The sequence below is a fragment of the Nocardia sp. NPDC051052 genome (assembly GCF_044456045.1).
Taxonomy (GTDB): Bacteria; Actinomycetota; Actinomycetes; order Mycobacteriales; family Mycobacteriaceae; genus Nocardia.
In genome coordinates this window covers 428,541-453,039 of sequence record NZ_JBITFL010000005.1, presented here as the reverse complement: position 1 = coordinate 453,039, position 24,499 = coordinate 428,541, and the positions used below count along the sequence as shown (strand labels likewise).

Annotated in this window: 19 protein-coding genes, 1 tRNA gene and 1 pseudogene; 6 read left to right on the top strand and 15 right to left on the bottom strand. The window is 60.2% G+C overall.

Going from position 1 to position 24,499, the window contains the following annotated elements:
* Window positions 1-739: 739 nt before the first annotated feature.
* The 8 genes from ACIBCN_RS19845 to ACIBCN_RS19810 all read right to left on the bottom strand — a co-directional run bounded on the left by ACIBCN_RS19845 (window position 740) and on the right by ACIBCN_RS19810 (window position 5,589).
* A complete protein-coding gene (locus ACIBCN_RS19845; protein WP_396993034.1) occupies window positions 740-1,195 on the bottom strand; it encodes a hypothetical protein in 456 nt (151 codons plus the stop codon).
* Between the two features lie 45 nt (window positions 1,196-1,240).
* A complete protein-coding gene (locus ACIBCN_RS19840) occupies window positions 1,241-1,753 on the bottom strand; it encodes a hypothetical protein (RefSeq protein ID WP_396993033.1) in 513 nt (170 codons plus the stop codon).
* Between the two features lie 109 nt (window positions 1,754-1,862).
* Window positions 1,863-2,216, bottom strand: a complete 354-nt coding sequence (locus ACIBCN_RS19835) for a hypothetical protein (RefSeq protein ID WP_396993032.1) — start codon at window positions 2,214-2,216, stop codon at window positions 1,863-1,865.
* Window position 2,217: 1 nt separating this feature from the next.
* On the bottom strand, window positions 2,218-2,397 hold the full coding sequence (locus ACIBCN_RS19830; protein ID WP_396993031.1) for a hypothetical protein: 180 nt from the start codon (window positions 2,395-2,397) through the stop codon (window positions 2,218-2,220).
* Between the two features lie 38 nt (window positions 2,398-2,435).
* Entirely contained in the window at window positions 2,436-2,645 is a 210-nt protein-coding gene (locus ACIBCN_RS19825; protein WP_396993030.1) for a hypothetical protein, read from the bottom strand.
* A gap of 2 nt (window positions 2,646-2,647) precedes the next feature.
* The gene (locus ACIBCN_RS19820; RefSeq protein ID WP_396993029.1) at window positions 2,648-2,971 is read right to left on the bottom strand and encodes a hypothetical protein; all 324 of its coding nucleotides are present in this window, start codon (window positions 2,969-2,971) and stop codon (window positions 2,648-2,650) included.
* Window positions 2,972-2,976: 5 nt separating this feature from the next.
* Window positions 2,977-4,458 carry a group II intron reverse transcriptase/maturase gene (gene ltrA, locus ACIBCN_RS19815; protein WP_396993028.1) on the bottom strand — a complete coding sequence of 494 codons (1,482 nt, stop codon included), beginning with the start codon at window positions 4,456-4,458 and terminating at the stop codon, window positions 2,977-2,979.
* A 639-nt stretch (window positions 4,459-5,097) separates the two neighbouring features.
* Window positions 5,098-5,589 (bottom strand): DNA-directed RNA polymerase subunit beta, encoded by a 492-nt coding sequence (locus ACIBCN_RS19810; protein WP_396993027.1) that lies wholly within the window; start codon window positions 5,587-5,589, stop codon window positions 5,098-5,100.
* Window positions 5,590-5,720: 131 nt separating this feature from the next.
* Here ACIBCN_RS19810 and ACIBCN_RS19805 point away from each other — a divergent pair, with 131 nt between their 5' ends.
* Window positions 5,721-6,665 (top strand): helix-turn-helix domain-containing protein, encoded by a 945-nt coding sequence (locus ACIBCN_RS19805; protein ID WP_396993026.1) that lies wholly within the window; start codon window positions 5,721-5,723, stop codon window positions 6,663-6,665.
* 1,107 nt (window positions 6,666-7,772) lie between these two features.
* Here the strand turns inward: ACIBCN_RS19805 and ACIBCN_RS19800 are convergent.
* From ACIBCN_RS19800 to ACIBCN_RS19785, 4 genes are all read right to left on the bottom strand, one after another.
* On the bottom strand, window positions 7,773-8,327 hold the full coding sequence (locus tag ACIBCN_RS19800) for a hypothetical protein (protein WP_396993025.1): 555 nt from the start codon (window positions 8,325-8,327) through the stop codon (window positions 7,773-7,775).
* 808 nt (window positions 8,328-9,135) lie between these two features.
* Complete coding sequence (locus ACIBCN_RS19795; protein WP_396993024.1) at window positions 9,136-9,360, bottom strand: hypothetical protein; 225 nt, start codon at window positions 9,358-9,360, stop codon at window positions 9,136-9,138.
* 33 nt (window positions 9,361-9,393) lie between these two features.
* Complete coding sequence (locus ACIBCN_RS19790; RefSeq protein ID WP_396993023.1) at window positions 9,394-9,720, bottom strand: hypothetical protein; 327 nt, start codon at window positions 9,718-9,720, stop codon at window positions 9,394-9,396.
* Between the two features lie 454 nt (window positions 9,721-10,174).
* The gene (locus ACIBCN_RS19785; protein ID WP_396993022.1) at window positions 10,175-11,104 is read right to left on the bottom strand and encodes a hypothetical protein; all 930 of its coding nucleotides are present in this window, start codon (window positions 11,102-11,104) and stop codon (window positions 10,175-10,177) included.
* Window positions 11,105-11,554: 450 nt separating this feature from the next.
* Between ACIBCN_RS19785 and ACIBCN_RS19780 the strand changes: the two genes are divergently transcribed.
* Together ACIBCN_RS19780 and ACIBCN_RS19775 are read left to right on the top strand one after the other, a co-directional pair.
* Complete coding sequence (locus tag ACIBCN_RS19780; RefSeq protein WP_396993021.1) at window positions 11,555-12,502, top strand: decaprenyl-phosphate phosphoribosyltransferase; 948 nt, start codon at window positions 11,555-11,557, stop codon at window positions 12,500-12,502.
* Between the two features lie 181 nt (window positions 12,503-12,683).
* Window positions 12,684-13,340 carry a DUF6009 family protein gene (locus ACIBCN_RS19775; RefSeq protein WP_396993020.1) on the top strand — a complete coding sequence of 219 codons (657 nt, stop codon included), beginning with the start codon at window positions 12,684-12,686 and terminating at the stop codon, window positions 13,338-13,340.
* 1,436 nt (window positions 13,341-14,776) lie between these two features.
* Here the strand turns inward: ACIBCN_RS19775 and ACIBCN_RS19770 are convergent.
* The gene (locus ACIBCN_RS19770) at window positions 14,777-21,445 is read right to left on the bottom strand and encodes a PA14 domain-containing protein (protein ID WP_396993019.1); all 6,669 of its coding nucleotides are present in this window, start codon (window positions 21,443-21,445) and stop codon (window positions 14,777-14,779) included.
* 541 nt (window positions 21,446-21,986) lie between these two features.
* On the opposite strand from ACIBCN_RS19770, the gene ACIBCN_RS19765 reads away from it, so the two are divergent.
* From ACIBCN_RS19765 to ACIBCN_RS19755, 3 genes and pseudogenes are all read left to right on the top strand, one after another.
* A complete protein-coding gene (locus ACIBCN_RS19765) occupies window positions 21,987-22,163 on the top strand; it encodes a hypothetical protein (RefSeq protein WP_396993018.1) in 177 nt (58 codons plus the stop codon).
* Window positions 22,164-22,422: 259 nt separating this feature from the next.
* Window positions 22,423-22,641: a hypothetical protein gene (locus ACIBCN_RS19760; RefSeq protein ID WP_396993017.1), complete on the top strand. Its 219-nt coding sequence runs from the start codon at window positions 22,423-22,425 to the stop codon at window positions 22,639-22,641.
* A gap of 156 nt (window positions 22,642-22,797) precedes the next feature.
* A pseudogene (locus tag ACIBCN_RS19755) lies at window positions 22,798-23,808 on the top strand (recombinase family protein); the annotation flags it as partial.
* On the opposite strand, the gene ACIBCN_RS19750 reads toward ACIBCN_RS19755, so the two are convergent.
* Window positions 23,761-24,000: a hypothetical protein gene (locus ACIBCN_RS19750; protein WP_396993016.1), complete on the bottom strand. Its 240-nt coding sequence runs from the start codon at window positions 23,998-24,000 to the stop codon at window positions 23,761-23,763. The pseudogene ACIBCN_RS19755 and the gene ACIBCN_RS19750 sit on opposite strands and share 48 nt — an antisense overlap.
* A gap of 385 nt (window positions 24,001-24,385) precedes the next feature.
* Window positions 24,386-24,461 (bottom strand) — tRNA-Ala (locus ACIBCN_RS19745).
* Window positions 24,462-24,499: the final 38 nt, after the last annotated feature.

Below are 24,499 nucleotides of genomic sequence, written 5' to 3'. Positions count from 1 at the left end.
GCGCTTGTCCGCTACCGCCGCGCTCGACACTGGGTGCGTGTCCGGGTGGTTCCCGCACCGCCCCACGCGGATCGGCGGCTTGGCCTAACCAGTGGAGCCGTTGCACTTCCGTAAGCCGACCCTGTTCCTGTAGCCGTTCATACGCCGCGTTTCGGGCAGCGCCTTGCTCTCTCGCCGCCTCGCGGGTTTGTTCTTGCGCCTTGTCCGCGGCTTCGCGTTCCACGCTGGCAGCGTCGGCCAGCTCCGGGGTAGTCCGTTCGCCGATCTCGACGGTTTCCCGCTCTCTGGGTTTCTCGGGTGCCGGAAACGGGAATTCTCTCAGCACTCGTTCGACGGCTTCGCGCTCGACTCTGGCGCGTGCGGCTTCGGGTTTCTCTCGTTCCGGAGCGGTCTTCTCGGGTGCTTTGCCTGCCGGGGTTGGCCCGGTCGTAAGCCGGTCCTGAAATTCCCGTACCGCTTTCTCGGCTGCTTCACGGGTCACCCGATCACGCTCGGTCTCCGGGGCTTCTCGCGTCTTAGCACGGTCGGCTTGCTCTCGCACCTGCTGTGCCCGTTCGGCATGTACTCGTTGCGGTGCTTCCGCCCGTCCGCGAGCAGTGGCCTCTTTGAATCTTTGCACCGCCTGGAACCGTTCCCTCGCGTCGCGCGCCTTCGCGAGCGCGACTTGCTTGTCCCGGCGTTTCTGAAGGTCTACACCTTTTTGTTCGCGCGCCTTCTGTGCAACTCCTGGTAATTCGAGTTATTGTGCGTCCTTCTCGCGATCGAGCCCCTTTGCGAACACATCACGCGCCTGCGCCCGAGATATCTCGACGTGAATCACTCTGGCACCGAATTCTTTGCGTAACTCGTTCAGATGCTTTTCGTAAGCCGCCGACATTTTCTCACCGGCGACAGTCCGAACGGTAAGCGTCTCGATCTCACGTTTCGCGAGAAGTTCGCGATCTTTCTTCAACTCCCGAATATCGTTCTTACTGCCAGTCTGGCCCGACTTGTCATCGATGGCATGAACCTTGCCCAGATCGTCAGTCCTGGCCTTGTCGTAGTATCTCTGGCCATGCAACGTCGAATACGGGTCCGGATGACTGACATACCCTTTTTCTCGGTCACGAAAGACCGCTTCGGTGCCGTTCTCGAAGATTCTTCCACATTCGGGCGGATTCAAGTTCTCTCGAATCTTGTCGTATTCATCAGGCATGCCAGCCCCACCCCCGAATGTGAACTGCCGATCTAGAACGACCGACTACGCGCCGTCGCGTGACGCCGCGTATTCCTCCGCGAATTCGCGCATCATCTCGGCCATGCCGGAGAACATTCCGCCGTCGGCCGGGTCGTAGTCTTCAATCATGAGTTCCATCAACCCGTAAGCGGTGTCGCCGCCGGTGTGGAATCCGTATTTCAGCATCGGATTCACATGATCGTAGAATGAATTCTCACGGCCGAACCATTCGTAGTCTTCCCAGTGTGCACCCGCGAATTTGATGAAGCACTCACCGAGAAAGCAGATGAACGCATCAGCTATATCGGCGTTCTTGGGTGTCATTGCTGTAGTCATATCCGGAAATAGATCAGCTACAGTAGCGTCAATCCTGCCTATTTCTGGATCATCTTCCGGCCACGGCTCCGAAGGAATCTCACGTATTCCGGCGTAGTCCACGAACTTCTGGACCTGCGCTGCACGCCGTTCCGGGTCTACCCATTTACCCCACTCGGTCCGCTCGACGCCGAGATCCATACTCAGCTGTTCGTCAGCCATAACGCTTTCCCCTTTCGGCGGTCGGTACTTCTGCATGTATTCAATCGAACAGAACCGTATGCCGGGTGCACTGGTCGGGTTGTCAGCGGTTCCCGCGACACCCAGTGTGTCAATCCTGGGGTGGGGTGTTCAGGTCTTGCTCGAGAGGTTGCATCCAGCCCTCAGGCAGGCTGTCTCTGTCGTCCACGACACAGAGCCCGGACCAGGCGCACGTGCCGCCCCGCAGGTTCATATGGGGCACGATGCGTCCGTCGAGTAGAGCCACCCATTCCAGCGCACACCACAGCGACCGGCACGACACGAACTCGATCACCCCGGAATCGTCGTTGATGTGGGCGGCACCGCATTGCGACAGGTTCAACCACGGCTCACCCTCACAATCACACACGCCCTTCGTCTTGCGGTAGGACACGTGAATGCCATCGTGGCGCAAGGTTTTCCAGTCAGTTCGGCGAAAGATCATGTTATGGCCCGTCGTAGAGTTGTTCGTTTGGCAGGCGCGGCAAACCTGTTGCCGCGCCGGGGATTACGTCTACCGAGTCCACGAAATGCCGTAGGCGCTGTTCCTGGAGGAACCACAACGCGGAGGTGAGGCACGCCGCGAAGTCGAGTCGTTGCCCGTCCAGCACGACCGCTAAACGCACGTCTGGCTCGTTCGGATGGGGCGAGACACGGTCGGCAGTCATCGCGATTGCCGATCGCTGATGGTGTTCGCGTGCAGCTCAGCTAAATAGTTCTCGAGTTGGGGAAGCGTCCCCGTGGTCACCGGACCTCGCTCGCTGACCGTGAACAACTCCCGAGCGTACGGCGCACGGTGCTGACGCCGTATCCCGTATCCGGCGCGTCCAGCCTGCAACAACACGCGCTGACGCAGCTCCTCGAACGTCCCCACGGTCACGCCTCCCTCTTGGCCCGCAGGTTGGCGACATAGTCCGGGTCGAAATCGGCGGTGTCATCCACTACCCGTGTACCGATCCACGGGCAGTGCCCCGGCACCGTGCCATCATGCGGGGCAATCCTGCCGTCGATCAGAGCGACAAGGCCCGTGCAGAAGACCGACGGGCATCTGACCTTGAGCAGTTCGCCTTCCTTGTTGTGCATCCCAACCGCGCAGTGGTTGGGTCGGCCACGAGCGCGGTGCCGGGATTGCTCCCGGTCCGTTTCTCGTGGCCGCCCGCCGAACCCGCCGTGCGCCTCTCGACGCAACGGGCTCTCCATGGACATCATGCTGGTGTTCCTGTTTCGAGTAGTGTCGCTCGGACGGTCCACGGTGTCGGGATCGCGTGGCCCCGGTATCGGTATCGCTCGATCACGATCGTCGAGGGGTCACAGAGCACAGTCCCGTTCTCTGCTGGGCGGCTCGCCGGATACTCGGTCTGGTAGCGGCGCTTGATCTTTCGCCAACCCAGGCGCGGATGCCTCGCGCGCAGCCACCGAACAACCGCCCACCACAAATAATGGGAGACGTATCGGTAGGTGGCGGCGGAGACTCCGTGTCGGAAATACAGACACCAACCCCGAACCGTAATGTTCGGGTGTTTGAGGAGCGCTTCGAGCGACCTGTAGGGCGAGCCTGCTCTGCGGGTGATAAACCTGATTTTGCCGATGATCGAAGCCAGCGACTTCTTCGACGGATAGGTATAGATCACCTTGCGGGTTGTGCCTGCCTTCGTCCGACGCTGGATGCGCCAGCCGAGGAAGTGGAACCCTGTATCCATATGCAACACACGGGTTTTCGGCTCCGACAGCTGTAATCCCATCGGTGCCAATATGTGTGCGACCTCGGTCCTGGCCTGTTCGGCGTGATGTTGCTGACCGTTGACCAAGACCACGAAATCGTCCGCGTAGCGGACGAGCCGGTAGGTCGCGCCCCCGGTCCGGCGCAGATACGCGCGTCGGCCCATGGCGGCTTTCTTGGTGTCCCCACCGAGGGAGTCCCATTTGTGCTGGTAGTGCTCATCCAGCACGGACAGGCCAATATTGGCCAGCAGCGGAGACAGGATGCCGCCTTGCGGGGTTCCCGTCGGGGTGTCCCGGTCCAAGCCGTCCTCGGACATGATGCCCGCCTTCAGGAACGACTTGACCAGGGCAAGAACGCGTTTGTCCGTAACCCGGTGACGTATCCGGTCCATCAGGGCCGTGTGGTCGATCCGGTCGAAACACGCCTCGATATCGGCTTCCAGAACCCATTGATAGCCCTGAGAACCGAACATGTGAATCTCGGCGATCGCGTCCTGTGCGCGCCTTCGTGGCCGGAACCCATAGGAGCTGGGTTGGAAATCGGCCTCGAAGATCGGCTCTAACACCAACTTCAGCGACGCCTGAACGATGCGGTCCGCCGCGGTCGGTATCCCCAACCGGCGTTTCTTCAACGGATACCCCGGTTTCGGGATCAACTTTTCCCGAACCCGATCAGGACGAAAACTCCTGTCCTTCAACTCGGTTCGAATACGCGACAGCAACGCAACCGAGTCGTTCGGGATCGAACGAGGCACCACCCCGTCGACCCCAGCCGTCCGGCCGCCTTTGTTGCCATGTACCCGTTCCCAGGCATGTGTCAGAAACGCCGGGTCGTGCACAAGATTATGCAGATCATCGAACATACGGTCCGCGTCGCGGACCGCCCACCAGTGCAGTTTGGTCTGGATCCGCCGTACTCGCGACCAGGCTTCATCGAAGTCCGGCCATGATTCACCCGAATTCACAAGTGCCTCCGACCATTACAGTTCCCTTCCTGCGATATCCACTGGCGTCCTTCGCCATGTAAACGGCTTTCCCGTTCTCGGACTACTACGACGCCTCCGCCCCATCCACGCCCCACCAGCCGACGACGGGCCTGCCCACCGAAACCCACTGGTTGTCGCTCTCGATGGGCGAGACGCGATGGTTCCCACGTTCACTGTCATCCATTCAGAACAGGAGGTGGCCGGCTCTGCCCCTGCGGCATCGTCACGGCTACGCCGCAGACATTCACCGTGACCTCCCTCCGGACATGTCCAACCCGGTTGAGGAGTTGCCTGCCTGACGAATCAGGCAGGCGCGCACCGTCATTCAGCCCATATCCACCGAGTTTCGAGCTGACGGATCACTTGAGGGGCTTTACACACCGATTCCTTGCGTCCACCTTTGTTCCACGCTTGCCGGACCCGCACCATTCGGCAGTGCTGACACGTCCCGGCTTTGTCAGGGCTGCTTCCCGCCCTCCCCGGCGTCTCCCGGATCAGACTGCCCCCAGCTACAGCAATCATGCTGCGACACAATCACTTCGGAGTCATTTCACCTCCAACATGGACAACAGCGCCTCGTGGCGCACCGACAGCTTGATCCACGGACCACATCCGTAATCAGCCACGATGCACCGCCAACGATCGCGAATCCCGATCGATACCGGTACATCCTCGGATCGCATCCACGACAACACGGCCCGAGGGACGAAACGTGTTGCGTGGTAGTTCTATCCATCGCCTGCTACCGCCTCCGGGTTCACCGGTCGGCGACGGCAACGGGATCACCCCTTCTCGAACCATCATTACGTTCAACCGGAACAGATCCTTGAACGGTCCGGTGTCGTCATCGGGAAAATCAGGCCGGATCAGGAAGCTCCACCGGTTCGAGCCGACGTGCGCCACGATCGGACCGACCGCGACGCCGTGGCGCTGCATGTGTTGGCGCAGAACACTTCCCAACGGACCGGGCATAGTCAGCGCACCGGTACTTCCGGCGAGGAACGCGATCCGTCCGGAGCCGGGCGGGTCGATGTTGGCGGCGAGTCCGCACACCAACCGGTAGTAGACGCATCGAGAGACGGGTGTCTCCCCGAACGAAATGTTCTTCATCGTGATTCAAGCCCCCTGCTGGCATCGCACGGATTAGGTGGCCCGGCCCTAGGAGCTGTTATGCCAGAGCCGAGGCTTGTAATAACCCTGACCTCGATGCATCCCCAACAGAACAGGGTTAGTGTTCGCGTGTGTTCGCAGAATCGGACGTGACCGGCCATCTGCTACGGGAGTTGCGGGTGGTGGCGGGTGTCGGGCTGCGTCAGATGTCAGGAAAGACCCACTACAGCCCCAGCTACCTTTCCGAGATCGAGAACGGCAAACGGCCCGTTCCTGCTGCCGTGATCGCTGCGTACCGTGACGTGCTCGGCAATGACCCGGCGTTGGACGTAGACCGATTGACAGCGACTATCGCTGACCCGTCATCGGCGGGCGGCTCAGCACTTGAGGACATTACGGTAATCCTCGAACGGACCCGGCGTCTTGAAGACCAGATCGGGACAGCTCTTGTCATACCAGCGATTCGCGGAATCGACGGCGCAGCAAGGGCTTTGGTTCCTGCCGGGGGTGCCTCTTTAGCGTCTGAGGTTGCCACATACCGAGGGTGGCTCGAACATGTAGCGGGCAACTTCGTGCTTGCCGACAAGGCACTCACCGACGCGGTACAGCTCGCCGAAGAATTCGGGGATGCCTCCCTGATCGAACACGCCCTGTCCTTCCTCGCGTATACGGCTTGGCATCGCGGGGACACGGCACGGGCGCTCGACGTGACCGACGCCGCGATTCGGGTACCGAGAGCTCACCCCGCGCTAGGTGCCTACGACCGCTACCAGCAAGCCGAATTGCTTGCAGCGGAGGGCGACCACGTCAGGGCCGTCCGGGCTCTCCGCCGGGCCGACAAGGCGGCCGAATCCACCGACAGCCTCGACCTGCCTCGGCATGGTTATTGGTATGTAGAGGGGTTCTGGGCCGTGCAACGCGGTGTAGTGCTGTCATTGCTCGGCCGCGAGTCCGAAGCCGTACGAGAGGCCACAGCCGGGGTCGCTACCCTACCGCCTGAATTTCAGCACTCCGAATGGCTTGGCATCATGCTCCGCCGAATCAACCCGGAGATGCACTGTTCGAAAGGGATGTAAAACTCGACAATCGAGTACTCCGGCGGACATGCTCGGCCACGCGGATCCGGCCATGACGCAACGGCATTACATGGCCCGTGGACGGGTGCATACTGCGGCAGCAGCAGCCCTGGACAGAGCGGTCAGCGGCGAGGAGTGAGACCGAACCCGTCGGGTCACTTAGTTGTGAATTAGTTGGAAGTTCGGCCGTCGCGATGACGGTCCGGAAAGCAAAAATCCCAGCCTGAGCTGGGATTTAAGTGGACCTAACGGACCAGCATACGAACCGTGCGGTACTGGTAGACGGGCAGGACATCGTGATCCGTGCGGTGGGTTCCCGGCAACCGGTCGGCGGCGATCGCCGATGAACGGCCCCGGCGCTGAGCAACAGCACTGCAGGTGTCAGTTCGTGCCCCCAGGGCGGCTCTACCAAGAAGCACATCGACCGTAGGCCCGCATATCCGGGCGTTACGGCACATTCAGCGCTGTCGGTCAGCAACCGCTCGTTGTGAAGGCACGAAGCCCGTTGCCAGCTCCGAGGCGTACCAACGAGGCCGTCGCCGATACTGGGACAACGGGTTATGCGCCAACCGAATTGCGATCTATGTGCCTCATGCAGTGCTATACGTACTGGTCAGCAGGCTAGATTAATATTCGCCGCCGCCTGCGTGCGCGACGCGAGCCCCTTACTACCAGTCGATATCTAGACTATCGCAGGGATCAACCGATCCGTGTTCCGTGCTAAACCCAGGATTCTACGACTGCACATAGATTGTGCAAATCGCAGCGAGAACCGTCAGCCTAAGCGGACCGTCGACAGAGAAGAGTAATAGGTCCGGCAGGTCGGGTGAGGAGCGGGCGATGTCCAAACTAATTCCTTTGGGCCATGGCTCATCACTTGGAGTCAGGACCGTGGCACTGACGACGTCCAGCGGAACTCCCTCGATCACAGGATGTCCACTAGTCGAAAAGTGAAAGATAGACTGAAATGAAAGGTGAATGTCCGGTTTCGCGGGACCCCACCTAAGGCCAAGATCTAGATGTCCACTCTCGCCGGACTAGAGAAGCGTTAGATGCTCGATACAATATCCATTCAGTGTGGGGGCTAAAGCACATACAGATTCTGGATCACTCATTGTCATTCGGCCGAACTACCCTTTCACCAGTGTTGTGTTCGTTCGTCCACTTGCCAGTATCCGGGCCGATATGTGGATGCCAGTCCTTTGAATTTGGCCCAGCATCGACCTTTGCAGCCAAGCACTCAATCTCCCCGTCTGGTCGAATGAATATCTTACTGCCATCGCCGTTATCGTACCGAATATATTCGCCTGGTGTCTCTCGGCCCCACTTCGCGAATCCGGAGTTCTCGGTTGCCTTTTCCGCTTCTGCGAGGGATTTTCCGTCAAGGTTCGGGATGCCGACCGCGGCACTCTGCGCAACCGCATCGTTTGGGTCCTTCGAGCGATCGGTCGGGCGACCCGAGGAGTTGTCGATTGCATACAGCACTCCACCGATGGCTAAGACGGTGATGCCGAGGGCTGCCCACTCTACCGGTCCCACTCCGATCGGTTCGGGAGCGAGTGGAGCCACTGCTGCACAGGCAGGGCGTTCGCCGGTGAGGTCCAGACGGTTGATGGGGTCGGCGTTGGTGTAGTCGTAGCTGTTGGCAGATCTGCCTGCCACGGGGTCGACTTGCAGGAATCGGCCGGAGCACCGCGGTGAGCACCGGCAGCCCGTCGATATCGGCGGATCATCCCCGCGTGCGCGGGGAGCACACTTCTTGACCTGGCACTTTTGTAGGCGACGTGTCGATGTGCACGGCGAAATCGCTGGCCGACAACAATTATCACCACTTTTGGGCAGGTCCCACCGCAGGTCAGGTGCGGGCCCTGTTCGCCGCATGGTCGGTGTCCCCAGTCCCGCCCAGATGCGGCGGCCCAACTCGTTGAAGGTCACATCGCCTCAAGGCCGCTTCAGTGGGAATGCATTTGCGACCGAGCACCGTCCGACTCGCCTACACCGCGCGCACAACATGACCAGGCCCTGCGCGAACGGGCACACCGTCCACACAGGGCCTGGTTACAGGATGCGCTCACCAGCGTAACGAACCAACCCCTGCTGAACGACTGAGATTCAGCAGTCCCGGGCGAGGCTGGGATTTGGACGGGGATTTACATTTGGAGGGCGCCGGCGGAACGGCCTATGAACTAGCCTCCTCGGAGCTCTCATTCAAGTAATCTCTATCGACCTCATAGCGTCGAATAACGAAGGAGTCCGGATAGTCGCAGAATCCGGGCCGATCGCCTAGACGCCCCTTCGCTTCATATGCTTCACATTCGGAGGAGTAGACCCCGATGAATTTCCTCTCACTTCTCCCCGGATTGAGCTCGTATTCATGGGACAGCATGAATACGACTCGCGCTCCATCGCGACCTTTCATTTTATACTCCCAGCTGGGCGGCCAAAATATCATCGATTCATATTCCGCAGCTTATTCGACGGTGTAATTGTAGGTGAAGAATCCACTCGTCCAATCGTCCTCATCCATGACGACTCTGGATATATGGAAATCCTCTGGGCGATCGCGGAACTCCGGGCGATCGCCCAGGCGTTCTATGGCCTGCCGCGCAGCCGAGTCAGTTGAGTACAATCCGATGATACGTGTCGCCTCATCCGCATCTTCATTGTAGTATTCGAGCAAATATAGCACATCCATACCGGTCCTCAATTTTAACCGTACGCACCTAGGTTAGTGTTTCACTTGCGTAAGCTCCGGCTTGGGCGGGTCCACAAACTTCCTGTCTGCCCACTTTTGCATTTTAGAATATTCCGTATCGGCACCCGTCTTGTAATTACCCGGCCCATACACGGCATCCAAGACCCGTTTTGCAAACGTTTTTCCATCCTCCCCCACATACGGACGATACGGAGAATTCTTCACCCAATCTGGGGCATCGGATGCAGTGCTCTTACCTGAGTCATCAGACTGGCCGGGCTTTGGAACCTTGATTGGATTGGCGGGATCTTGACCATTCACCTCCGGCGCTGTCGGCTTGGCAGGTTTTTTCTTCCCCATGTAATATATGCCAGCCGCGATGCCCACAGCAGCAGCCCCAACCAGAACGCCAGCCGCCACGGCTTCGCAGGCACCGCTAGCCAAGCATCCCGCGAGTAGTGCGCCTTCAACTATGCCTGGCGGTCTTCGACATCGCCGAACTCAGGGATGATCAGCGTGACTGCGAGAACTCCCAAGACCACCGTCCCACCGGCGACCCAACGCAGGATCATCAACTGCGGGCTGTAGCAACACGAGCAAGTGCCACAGAAGGTCTAGAGATCTAGAACAACGGGTCTTCACCGCGCTCGTGAATCCAGAGGCCCGCCAACGGCGAGCTCTCTCACTGACCCGCGAGGCTGAGAGCTATTGGTACTAGCGGAAACCAGAGTCATCGGTAGATGCTGTGCGGTATCGGCGCAGGGTCCGATCAACACTCTGTCCTGCCGACCCCGCTTCGATTGGCGGACGTGCCTCAGGCTTGTCGGTCGCCCTTTTTCGGCATGCGCTCATGGATCTCGGTCATTGCCGCCGTGAGCATGTCTCGATCGTGACCCGTGTAGTCCAGAAATCTGATCGTTCCCCACTGCAAGGTGGTACTGGCAGCCTCAAGGGTTTCGGTGATGAACATCGGGTCGGGCAACGAGATCGATCGATAGAAACCAGGCTTGTATTCAGCCTTAGCGAGCAGATCGAAACCTTCGATACCGAACCAGTTCTGGCCATGGGCGGCCCCGCTGGCCGCCATCCACAGATATGCCCACCGGTTCTCATCCGCGCCGGTGACAGTCGCGGCGTTGCGGACCATTTTCTCGTAGCCGAGCGGTCCAGGAACTCGTGGTGCGTCGAACGGGAGGGCCTCAGCAGACGCTGCGAGGTTGGCGATCCGAGCATCGACGAGTGTAGTGTCCTCACCGGACGCGATGATTGCGTTGCGGTGGTAGGCGAAATCGCGATGCATCAACCGGACAAAACGCTGCACGCACTCCTGGAATGTCCCGGTCGGGACGTCGAGCAGCCACACCGCGTGCGCGGCTGCTTCCAGGCCCGCCCGGCCCAGCAGCACGTACTGGCGGAACCGAACCTGGTTGACCGCGTCGGGCGCGAACTCGTAGGGCGCCACCAGATCTGCCCAGAACCTGAGGTGCTCGGCCGCGGCAAGCAGGTAGGACCGCGCCCATGCCGAGATCGTCTCTCGGGGGTAGATCGCGTCGGCTTGATGGAGCGCGCTGCCCACCACCGGATCGACGGCCTGCCGCAGCGCCAGCTCGCAGCTGCGGATGAGATAGGTGAGCTCTGCCCAGCGGCTCAGATGCTCTGGAGGAAGCAGGATTCCGCTGTCACCATCGAGGTAGTTTCCGCTGCTCACGCGGCTAATCCTAGAGCAGTTCGCAGTAGTGTCCATCGAAAAACCGGGTGGGCGGTGCCGATCGCTGCGCCCTCACGTCGACCGGGACGGCAGCACCGACACGGCGTTGTTGCGTCCGCTCGAGCTGAACACCGCCGCCATGCGCGTTATCCAGATCGTTCCGTCGAGATCGACATGAATCTGAAATGGATAAGGACCTTGGTCCACAGTCGGTCATCGGCAATATCGGATGTTCTGCGAGGCAGTCGATCTCGCCTTGCCGATCGCTCGCCCAACGGCCTGTGTGGGCATGGGGACTGCTGGCTTCGTCATCATTCCCACGAACTGGCGGAGCTTGCCGAAAAATTGACCGAAGACATACGGGTGGATGTTTGGGAGTATGTCGTCGGCGGTCTTGCGGGTCGACACAATCGCGGGGGCGTCGAAGCGGCAGTGCCAGCCGCGGAAAGAGATTCGTGCACCGCCACGGGGAAGCAGCCAGTTGATATGAGCGAAGAGCCGACCACGATAGAACTCGACGAGGCCGTCCTTACCGGACCGCCCAAGACCCTGGCCGGGGGCCTGGTCAAAGCAGTGCGGCCACGCCAGTGGGTGAAGAACGTCCTGGTGCTGGCCGCGCCATTGGCCGCCGGCACGATTCCGGGTACGGACACCTTCGCCCTCGCCGACCTCACCCGCGACCTGCATATCGGTATCGCTTTCGTGGTGTTCTGCCTGGCGGCCTCGGGCATCTATCTGATCAACGACTCGCTCGACGTGGAGGCGGACCGAGCGCATCCGACCAAACGCTTCCGGCCGATCGCCGCCGGTGTCGTGCCGGTTAATCTGGCGTACGCACTGTCGGCGGCGTTACTGGGCGCCTCGATCCTGATCTCATTCGTGGCTGCGTGGCAGCTGGCAGCGGTGATGGCGGTCTACATCGGTATCCAGCTCGCCTACTGCTTCGGACTCAAGCATCAGGCGGTTCTCGACGTCTGCATCGTGTCGTCGGGCTTCGTGTTGCGCACGGTCGCTGGTGGTGCGGCGGCGAACATTCATCTGTCGCAATGGTTCCTGTTGATCGCGGCCTCCGGCTCGCTTTTCATGGCTGCAGGCAAGCGCTACGCCGAGTTGAGGATCGCGCTCGACACCGGTGCCAAGATTCGCAAGTCACTGCAGTACTACACGCCTACCTATCTGCGTTTCGTCTGGACCTTGTCCGGTACTGCGGTCGTGGTCTTCTACGGGCTGTGGGCGTTCGAGGCTGATCACAACGACAACCCGTGGTTCGCAATCTCGATGATTCCCTTCACAATCGCCGTCCTGCGTTACGCGGTCGACGTCGATGGCGGAGAGGCCGGTGAACCCGAAGAGATCGTGTTGGGCGACCGCACTCTGCAGCTATTAGCCGGGGCGTGTCTCGCAGCAGTCGGTGTGGCCGTCTATCTCACCTGAGTAGGCACACGCGCCACCAACCTCACCATGATCGGACCCTCAGGCCTGGCTCCACACCGACGACCTGAACTCGGCATGAGCGCGCACTTGAGTTGCTAGAGCCAGCCTTGTGTCGCCGTTGGCAGCTCTCGCCTTCCGGAACTGGCGCCAGAATGTCGGTGGCTGTAAGTACATTCGCTGCGTGAAACGGGCAATAGCTGGTGCGGTCTACGTCATGGACAACTTCAGCATCCCGAACCAGGTCAAGATCGGACAGACCGCAGGGTCGGTGCTGGAGCGTGCCCGTACGCTGTCACGAACCTCGGCGGTCGCGACTCCGTTCAGGGTGCTCTTCTACTACGACGTGAGCGACGTAGCAGTTGGCGAATGTCTCGTTCATCGGTCGCTGAGGTGTCGACGGGTTCGTCATGGTCGAGAGTTCTTCTGGGTCACCAAGGATGAGCTGGGCGATCTGCAAGACCTGATGACCGTAATGCTCACGTCCGTTGCTGATGATCCCAAGCCCAAGGAGGTTCAGCGAGACGATCTGTTCGGTGAAGAATCGGTTGTGTGGCTTGAGGATCCGAGCGCGCTTCCCTACGTCCGGGAGTCAGTGATTCACCATGTCCATCGGCAATCGAGACCGCGGTGGCAGCCGGGCAGGATGATCGGTTACACCACGCAGGGACCTGGTCCGAGCTCCGAACACGGCAGGTTCACGCGTCGGGTGTTCTGGCTGAAGCCATACGACCGCAGCGAGGACCCACACGGCCCCCACTACCGCGACTGCGCTCCGACCGAAGCAGTGGCCCCTGCATCGATAGTCCTTGGTAAGCGCGGAACACGTCTCGACCGATGACGTCTCCTTGCGAGTCAGCCCGCAGCGTCCCCTGTCCGTTACAGGCAGCGCGACAGGAATCGCCGCCCGGAAGCCCAGGCAACTGGCCCTGGCCCCACCACGTCTAGGAGGGCGCATCGTCGATGACTTTCTAGCGCTTGCGGCTGCCCAGGGCGAAATCGGCTTCAATGACCAACTTGCCAGCAAGAAGATCCTTGTCGGTCCTGCTCCCATCCATATCGTGCCCTGCGGATTGAACCTCCGACCAAGTTCAACCAGTCGACCGCACCCCTTTCGACCGCCCCCCTGATTCATGGCAATTCACCACTTCGATAACGACGGCGACGTCGAATCATCCCGATTCCGACGGAAATCTTGCAGTTCACGACGGAATAGGCGTTGGTGTGGATGCTGTTCGAACCGCCCCGGAGATTCGAACCGACACGTGGATTCTGCGGTCATTCACAGCACCAAATCGGCTTCTATGATCAGCCAACCAGCGAGAAGATGCTGGTCGGTACTATTCCCATCTATATGGTGCCCCGCCGAGGAGGCGGGGCTCCGATCTCAAACGAATCCCGTTTGCAATCAACAGCTTTCGTCCAACACATCCCCCAAATACGACGTCAACCTGGAACGCCTGGCCGTTACAGCAAGAGGCAACTCACCGGCGCCACCGCGCTGGTCAGCGAGCGTACATGCATAGACCCGGTTGGACAGACGCCATTTCACAGCCCGCATTGCTTCCATTGAGGTTTTGCCCTCGGCTCTGCGATGGTCGAGCAGGGACGCCGCAGGTCCGACAGAAGTCGGATCACCAGGCGCGTCAGCACGGGGCAGCACTCAGTCGACTACTGCCCCGTGCGCGACTATTTCGCCAGAGGTTTCTCTGCCGAATCTTTTCGGAGTCTGATGTCCTGGAGGAGCCCACACCCGAATCTTAACCAGTACCACTGATCACGATCAATATATCGGGCACTGTAAGTAGCGTAGCTCCCCCAATACTCAATGCGGGTTATTTGATCGAATACATTTAACAGGTCTCCTTCGACAAAATTCCACGGCGCCGGGTCACTTTCGATGTTATGGCCAGCGAATCTCACGAACTCGGAATTCCATATCAATTTTCCTGAAGGATCAAAGGTCGTAACATAATCGAATTGCGGCCATAGTGGAAGTTTGTACACAAAGGTGCGGTAGTCCGCGCCGGTCGGAGCACATACACACACTTCGCTCAACATGGGCAAAATATTCTCTGCCGACCCGCCCGACTGAAACCACGTCGACCGATGTACCATTTCGTGACGTGTGGCCATATCTTCAGGTGTGGACTTCAGTTCCGCCAAGGCGGTAGTTAGCAGCGGTTCTGGCGGGTCCATTGCCTTCAGCAGGTATAGCTGAAAGTCTAGTATTCCAAGATTATCTGAGGACATACAAAACTCTTTCATTGTGAGAAATCAGAAGTGGTAGGCCTGGCCATCTGTAAGGTCTATGCCCGCTTTACTTGGGTCTGTAACTCCTGCCGAGGGATAGATACTCACTCTGTCTGGGTGCACTGATCCATCGTGAGAAATTACCAGTGTAGGCGTCTTGGGCCCTAACTGCGTTCCGTAGACACCGATGCTGCCATCCTTCATCACATGTGGTTGCCCGACCTCGTCGAAAGCCGCCTTCGACGCCGCTAGGGCCACTAGCGCGGCGTCCCTCTGATCGAGTCCGAGCTCAGTGATCTTCTCACTGATGTCGCCCGATACACTCTTTCCGTCCCCTTGCCCGGCCGCTTTTGCTTCCTCCCCGATCCTTCGACCGGTCTGTTCCAGGACTTCATCTTTGGTGGGCGGCGTAGCGCCCGGATGGTAATTGTCAGCTAGCGACTGTGCGACCTTCGTGAGAATGTTTCCTAACGCATCACCCGCCCCTATTGCGGCGCTGGCTCCGGCCCCGACCGCTGCCACCACGAGCGCTGTTGCACCTGCCAACGTGCTCCAGCCGACTGGGGCTTCCGTTCCTGGTGTCCGCCCGCTCAGATCTTTGCTGTTGATGGGGTCCGCGTTGGCGTAATCATAGTTATTGGCGGATCCTCCGGAAACCGGATCGGTTTGTAGAAATCGTCCGAGTACGGGCAGATAGGTGCGGGCACCCATTTCAAGGACTTGCTGGCTGGCAAGGTGTTCAACAGGGATTTTGTGCTCCCCCAGGTAGCCGAAGTCGAGGCCGCCGGAGGCGGTGTCTGGAATCGGAATGTCACCGATGACACCGGTCGTGGAGTCGATATTCTGACCGAACGGGTCATACAGGTGAATGCCGCCGGTACGAGTGCCCGTGCTGTCCGCAGTGATCAGGATATCGCCGTGGATGTTTGGGTAGGAGAACGTGCTGGGCTTGTTGCCGGTGTACGTCTTGGTGAGAAGTACACCTCCGGATAGCGGCAGGGCCCGCTGGAGCAAGTTCCCATTGCTGTCAAGGACGAATTCAATGCTTCCCGTCGGTCCGGTATAGCCGTAACGATTACTACCGGAGATCGGTGAGCCGTTTCTCTTGGTCTGGACCGACCGCATCACGATGCGGTCGTTGACATCTCGCGTGTAGTTGACGGAGGTCCCATCTGTAGTGCTGGTCGAGACGTGTCGGCGGGTCGAGTCATAGCCGAGCGTGTCACCGCCGACCTTCGTCGCGTTACCGTAGGCGTCGTAGCTGAATGCCAAAGTGGTGGCACCGTTTGTCGAGATCAGCCTGTCCGCGTTGTCGTAACAGTAGTTGGTCGTAGCTGCCGGAGCGTTGTTGAAGCTGTCGATGAATGATGTGCGGTTGGAGTTGAGCCCCGCTTTCTTGTCGGGTCCGCACCCGTTGTCGCCTGCATAGGCATAGGCAAGCTGGTGGTGTGGGACGGCGGCGGCGATTAGGCGACCGACGCCGTCATATGTGTATGACGACTTGGAGGTCCCTCCGGAGCTGTCGGTGATCGTGTCGTCGGTTATGCGTTGGTCGCGAGCCCGGGTGACCGCATCGGTAACCGTCGAACCGCCCGTCTTCCAGGTGAGGGTGCTGAGAACACCAGCGTCGTCACGACCGATCGCTAGGCTGGAGCCGTTGCCGTAGGTCGCACCATTCAGGACGCCGGCGTCGTAGCTTGGCGTAGTTACTTTGACCCCGTCCAAGTCCATACTGGTGAGGAGGGTGGCGTTGTCCCAGTGATAGTCGATGGTAGAGGTGACGCCTTTGATGATGCTGCTGTCGCGAACCTTGCGTCCTTCACGATCATATTGACTGGTTGTGACAACACCATTTGCGTCTGTATAAGACACGAGCTGCCCAATTAAGTCTACGACAATGGTAGTCGAACCGGACTCATCACTTACCTTCTCCATAAGGGGGCTGCCGTTTACAGCGTAGTCGTATATTACGGTGCGAGCGGGTTGGCCATCCATCGGTGGATACGACTGTTTCGTCGTCCTGCCGCGAGCGTCGAAAATTGTGCATGACCATGGCTGTTTATTGATTCGAGATGCCACGATTCGCCCAGCTCCGTCGTACACCGTTTCAGCGGTATTGGCTGATCCGTCGGCGTTCTTGGCTGCGGTGATGGACTTGACCATGCCGCCCTGGCTCACCGTTGCGGATTGCGCGTCGCACGGATTGGCACGGGTCTCACTGTTGCCGTAATACTCATACGTGGCGCGTTGAGCGGCGTCGGTGATGTCACCTCCTGGCAATGCTTGTGCGAGTTTCCGCAGGTAGCCTTGGCCGGGTCGTTCATAACTGTTGTGGCGGATGAGCTTGGCGCCATCTGGGTCGTATGTCGCCGAGGTTTCCAGGGAGAGCACTGGATCGATTCCGTTAGCGGGATCTGCGAATCCAGTCGTGACCTTTTTCGATGGTGCGCGCCCCGCATTCGGGTCGGCGGTGTTGTCGGCTACATTGCTGGTCTGTAGACCGTACCGAGGTGCCAGGTTTTGACCGGGTACGGTCACCGGACTGTCGGTTCCGGGAGGTGTCCAGGTGAAGTTGAGTGCACCGGTCTTGCCGGAATGGTTGTAATAGTCGATCCGGATGCGGTGCCATGTACCCGCCGTAGTATTGGGGTATGTGCCTGGGGCCGTGGTGGAGTTCTTGTCGGTCCAGGAGTTGATGATCGAGACGTCATCGATCCACAGCCGAACACCGTCAACCGCGGTCAGACCGAGTTTGTAGGCGCCTGCTGCGGGGAACAAGATCTCACCGGTGAACCGACCTGACCAGCCGTTATCGTTCGCTACGGGGGGATTGGCACCCCAGTTCGCCGATATAGAGTCGTCTGGGCTGCCCACACCGGTCTGCCATACCGCTGGTGTGCCCGACAGGGAAGGGTTGGCGTAGAGCTGGGCTTGCAACCCGGCCATTCCCTCGTCGTATCCGGTGCGAGCGTGCGGAATCGTGCTGGCACACGTCGCTGTCGGCAGCTCGCCTTGGAAACACGACGCCGGAGCCGGACCGTAGGTGTCTGTCAGTCGATCGGCGTGATCATAAACTTTCGTTGTGCGTCGCCCGGTCGTGTCCACCACGGCGGTCGGCTTGTCCTTCGCATTCCATTCCATACTCGCGGTGAATCCATCCGCATCGGTCGTCGACAACGCACGACCAGCATTGTCGAAGGTCACCTTCTTCGCGTTCGTCACATCAGGAAGGTGGACACTGGCGTTGTACTGGCCCGGTCCGCCGTAGAGGTAGCTATGGCTCATCTGGTTTGTGCTGGGCCTGGCATCGCCCGTCGGCATCGTGATCTTCGTGGGTCGCGCGCCGGGTTGATCGCGGCCCGGGACCTCCCATGCGTCATAGAACGAGTCGTACTCGATTTGAAAACGGTCGTTGAAACCATCGGGTTTCGCCGACACCGTTGCGAGCCAATCATTGATCAACGGCGTCCGCATCTGCATCAACGGACCCACGGCATCGCGTAGCTTCTGTGCCTGTGCGCTATCTGCTCCTACCCGAGGGATCTCCGTATTGGCACTGAGCTCGTCCAGGTAGGTGTAATCGCGGACGTCGCCGCCGGGGTTCTCGACCCGATCCAGCGTTCCCGCGATCGAATACCACAACCGTGTCTCCGTGCCATCCCAGTACTTGATCCGGCACAACATCTGTGGCGGCGCACTACCAATCGCACCCGGCGGTTTCGTCGCGCCACCGTAGCAGCTGTCACCGCTGTCGGTGTTGTAGTACAAGGTATGCGAACGCCCCGACACCGGATCCTTGACCTGTGTCAACCGCGGCGATGTACCACCATAGACGTACTGCAAAGCAGCAGGCTTCTTCGAATCCAGAACCGACGAGACCGCCCCCAATGTGCCGTCGGAGTTGAACACCGAGACCACGTCGCCCCCGGTAACTGTGATCTTCCCCGAATTGTCGACAGCGAGTACGCCATCTTCATTCGCGGGCGGTGTATAGCCGCCAGCGGACGCTTTGCCCCAAGTGTGTTTGGCGCCGGTACCGTCGGTCAGTACCACCGAGCCATCCAGCATTTCCGCCTTGCTGTAGTTGCTGCCCTGCACCGACAGCGTCCACCCGTTGGGCAGTGGTGAGGGGTCCGAGGAGAACAGCCAGTCGGTCAAGACAATCTGCGGGCTGAGATTGAAGCTTCGCCCGCCGCCGTTGGTGGCGCTCCTGGTCCACAACACCATCCGTGGCGTGTCGATGGTGTGGTGATAAAGCTCGATCTTGATCGGAACCCGTACACCGGCAGTTAGCGATACATCCTGGGTTCCCTTGGGCCCCGCAGTAAAGAAATCCCCGGCCAGACCCGAAGCGTTCGGGTTGTCGTAGACCAGCTGGTTGTTTATCCAGATTCGCGCGCCTTCGGCATGCACACCATCGAAGCGGAAATCGCCCGTGGTGGGCGGCTTGAACTGCCCTTCCCACCGAACCACATACCAATCACGATTCAACCCGGAGGGAATCGGATTCGGCTTCCACGGCAGGTTGTCATTCGAATTGCTGAGTATGTTTCCCCAGTCCAGATTCACCTGCGGCTCTGTGCGGACCATAACCGGAACGTCATCCGGCTTACCGGCGTGAGCAGAATCATTGAAATACGACGCCCGCACACCGTGGGGCTCGCCCTGCCGAGAGTTATACGCCAGAGCAACACCCGATTTTCCACCGACCGAAATGAACTGGGGACCTCCCGTATCGGTGTGCACATTGCCGTTGAAAAGATTCACGGCCATTGGGCCTACTTCATCGATCGTGGACTTCCCCGTATCACCAACACGCTGATTTACGGTGAAGTGTCCGACCCACTGCGGAGTCGTGGTGGTCACACCGCCAGACAGCGCCGTGAGCACCGTCCATGTGTATTTGCCTCCATCATGAAGCACATTCAAAGGCACAGTCCACGTCGGATCCTTCAGGCAACCGGAGTCCACCACACTGCCGGAGCGGCCATCGAATCCGGTCGCCACCTTGAAGCAGTACAAGGTGCCATCTCCGGACGGGTTCGTGACCGGGCTCACCGCTAATGTTGGTGTGGGCGTGGCGATCACGCTCTCATCGGGCGGTGTAACCAAGGTGGTCGGCGGTGGCGCAGTGCCGTAGTCGACAACCAAGCTGGCCTGCAACATCTTGAACGAGACGTCATCAGTTTCCCCACCCGAGAGCAGGAACCAGGCGTTGTTGTCCTTCGCAGTCACGCGATCGGAAATATATCCAGTCAGCGTCGAGGAGAACATCGAACCCACATCGCCCAACGACGCCGATGCTAACTGTGGGCCAGTGGCTTTGTAGCCCAAGGGATTCGACGCCTGATACAGATTCGATGTTACCGGCGCCGAGGTCCCGGTCTGGCCGGTGCGCTGAAAGTCCATCCGGGCACCGATCACGGTCTTGCCGAATAACGCGGTGAAGTCGAACCGAAATGCCGTGCGCCAGAACAGATTCACGTTGCCCGGCCGAGAGTTGCCGACCTGGATTCCGCAGGTGTTGTCGCATTCGGGTGCGCCACCGGAGGAGTACGCCCTTGTCTCGACGGTATTGCCGAACCCGTAAATGTAGGTAGGGTCGACTGTAATCGGGAAGGCTCGCTTCTTCTCGGTCAACCACCCCTTGTCCACCGACACCGTCAACGACCACGAATCCCCTTTACGCGCAAGGGAATACTTCCCACCCGTACGCGCAGAAGCGGCCTTCTTCTTGTCCTTGGCGTTCTTGTCGGCCGAATCGAACACCTGAATCGGTGGCAACGCCGCGACCTGCACAGCCTTGCCATCGGTGATTACTACACCATCACCCTTGACCTGCGGAGTCAGACCGTTGCCGAGCTTCATCGTGAACACCCAACGACCGTCACCAACAGCCTTGGCGTCCTTCACGATAACCGCTTCTTTGACCGCGCCTGGCTCCACCGTGTACTGCAGGTCCTGCCCTGGCAACACTTCGTGGTAGGTGACCGTCGAACCCGACACCTCCCGCTGTGCCTTGTGCGCTCCATCGAGTCCCAGCGACACCGGCGCGTTCCCTGGATCGACTTGAACCAACGCCGGATCGTCTGCGTAGGGCGCGAACTGGGTATGCGCACCATCACGCGCCGCGCTCGCGGTCTTCGAACCCGGCTTGTCCAGCACTCGGGTATCCATCGGCACCCACCCACCGCGCTCGTCGCGCACACTCACCGGCGTCTGCGACAACACCACCGAATGCCCACCATTCTTGTTGACGTACTCGACCGAGTTCTCGGTCCGCGACGCCTCCTTCGACGTCTTCGGATCGAAACCATCGTGCGTGCCGGACGAGGTCGTCCCCGACCCTAGTAACGGCACGAAATCGGCCTTTGACTGCGCAACGGGGTCCTGCCGCAACGGTTTCGGATTGTCGACCGGACTCAGCACCGGCACGTCACGAGGTTTCGACGGTCCGGCCAGCGCAGGTGGCGACATCACCACGTGTACCAGCGATATCGCCATCGCCACCGCCAGCACCATCACGACAGCACGGACAGCTGATGTCGATGCGACGGGGCGCATCCGAACCCAGGGCCTTGCGGCGGCGGCTCTTACCCATGCCCGTATGGCAGTCGCCATGGCAGCGGCGACCCGAAACGTCCGGGCTTGCCGATGCTGATCGCGTGTCTGGTTGAATCGACTGAATGTCATAGTCCCCTCCTGCTCACCACTGATCAGGAGGCATCCATCCTTAGCCGTCGAAATACCAACAGGCCCAAGGGGATTACTCCCGGATCGATGCTAGGTCGACAAGATCACCAAAAGGAATGAGCCGTCATCTGGGGAGCAAGCGCTACCGAGGTGGACCTGGGCCCCCGCGCTGAATATGCGGACCGCAGCTACCGGAACTGGGGACGTACTCTCGGCTGAATCAACCCCCGATTTGCGGAAGAAATTGCTTTACAAGAAGCTGCCGTCGGCCCCCTCAACGACGACATGCGGCACATCGATCAGGCTGAATCGTCCCGGTGGGTTGAACCAATCTTCCCATTCGGCGGTGGCCAACTCGACGTGATCGACCGTTCGCCAGAGGCCGCGTGGTTTGGTCAGTTCAGTCTTGTAGACCGTTGATCGTGCCTGGCGAGCCCGTTGCCGTAGGAGGATCCGGCCCCTCGGACCGAGGGCTGGATCGACTGGATCGGCTGGAAAGCCGCGTACGTGCGCGAGTACACAGCGTCGACCCAGACGATCGGTGAAAGGCGCGGCAAACCGGCACAAGGTCATCGCGGCCCTGCCATCAGAGGGGGAATTCGGCTTCAATCCCCAACTGACCCGCAAGAAGATGCTGGTCAGTGCTGTTCCCATCTACATCGTGCCCTGCCGGGGGCGCTATATGCATGGGAACAGCGGCACCGCCGCCCATGCGTAGCCCGACATCGTCGCCACCCTTCGGGGTGGCGACGTTTGTGTTTGTGGCGGCCATGGCCTTGTGGACGACTACAGCCACGCCCCGATCGTCCTTTACCGCGTACCACCGTCCATGTCGAATTCGACTTGGACCGGCCGGGCGGCGCGGTGAAAGCCGACGGAATTACATCAATTCCGGTCGCGAAGTCGGAAAAGCACGGGTGCCCCTGCCAGTACATGGATGACGCCAATCCAACGCCGAACATCCCACAGGAGCCCCGATGGAACGCCCCGAACCCGGAAACCACGCCCCCACCGGCACCGAACCCTCGATGCCGCGTACCCGCGACCGCGCCTACCGACACTGGCACATCGACCGAGTCGACACCGAGCCCCTCACCACCACCCAACACGACCACGCCATCACCCTCCTCGCCGACCTCATCACCACATGGACCCACCGCCACCACACCGACAACGGTGAACGAAAAGCCGCCTGAAATACCCGACACATCAACACATTCGAAAACCGATCGAGGGACAATAGAACCGGCGGCACACCGGCCCGGTATCCGGATATCGAATTCCGGGCCGCCACAGGTTGTTTCGGAATTCCAAGCTCGCGAGAAGCGTGCATCGACCGAAGGACCGGCAACATGGCACGAGCCAAGAAATCCTCAGCCACACATATCTCCACAGATCCCCGCGCCTGGGAACAAGACCGCCGGGTAGGCACCTATACCCGCCGCTCGACCACAGAAGACAACCAGCCCTACTCGATCGACGCCCAGGACACCCGCCTGGGCTCCTACATCGACTCCCAACCCAGCTGGCGACACACCACCTCCTTCACCGACGACGCCTCCGGCGCCAGCACCGACCGGCCCGGCCTCCAACGGGCCCTGCAAGCGGCACGCGCCGGCCTCATCGACGTACTGGTCGTCTACCGCGTCGACCGCTTCTCCCGCAACCTGCGTGACCTGGTCACCCTGCTCGACGAGTTGGACCGAGCCAAAGTCGTGTTCCGCTCCGCCACAGAGCCGTTCGATACCTCCACCCCCATGGGCCGCATGTTGGTGCAGATGCTGGGCATGTTCGCTCAGTTCGAACGTGACACCATCATCGACCGCGTTATCGCGGGCATGGAACGCAAAGCCGCCAAAGGCAAATGGAAGGGCGGCAAACGCCCCTACGGCTACCGAGTCGACAAAACCACCCAAACCCTCGTCGAAGCCGAAGCCGAAGCCGTGGTCGTGCGCATGATCTTCGACCTCTACGCCCGCCGCCGTCTTGGTACCCGTGCTGTCGCCGCGGAGTTGAACACGCACGGGCATCGTGCCAGTACCGGCCGTGAATGGTCGGGGCATCACGTGCTGCGCATCCTCAACAGCCGGATCTATCTCGGCGAGTTGACCTTCCGCGATACCACCGTCGCCGACACCCACCGCGCCATTATCGACACCGCCACCTTCGACCAGGCCCAAGCCGTCCTCGAAGCGCGAGGAGAATCCCACGCGCACCGCGCAGCCAACTCTTCGGACTACCTGCTGACCGGCCGCTTACGCTGCCCGAGCTGCGGGCGCGCCATGATCGGCACCCGCGCCACCGGCCGCAACCGTTCATACCGCTACTACACCTGCTTCAACCGCGCCCGCTACGACAGCGACAAGTGCGACTTCGCCCGCCTCGACGCCGACTCCGTCGACGCGGCCATACTCCAGGCGCTGGGCACGTTCTACCGAACCCGCCACGATCTGATCACCCAAGCCATCCACGCTCAGCGGCGGCACCACCACGACTCCAGCAGCGACACCCGCGCCGAACTGGCCACTGTCACCACTGACCTCGCCAAGGCCCATCAGGCGATCGACCGCTACCTGAACGCCTTCGAAAACGGCACCCTCGACCCAGAACTCCTCGCCGCAAGACTCAGCGAATTACGCACCAAGTCAACCCAGCTCACCACCCGCCGCGACCAACTCACCACCACTCTGGCCAGCGAACCAGTGGCCCCCCAACCCGCCGCGTTGGATGGCATCGCCGACCACATCACGGAAATCATCAGCACCGGAACCCGCACCCAAGCCAAGGCCCTCATCGAGACCCTCGTCGCCCAGGTTGCCATCACCGGCCCCGACCGCTTGGCACCCACCTTCCGCATCCCCCAACCCGGAAACGACATTGGGGCTGATACCGCTTCTGCGGTATCAGCCCCAATGGAGTCGGTTCGTGCAATGCCACGATTGGTGGAGCTAAGGGGACTCGAACCCCTGACCCCCACACTGCCAGTGTGGTGCGCTACCAGCTGCGCCATAGCCCCGAGTGGGTTGCTTTCAGGTTTCCCTGACTGCCTGAACG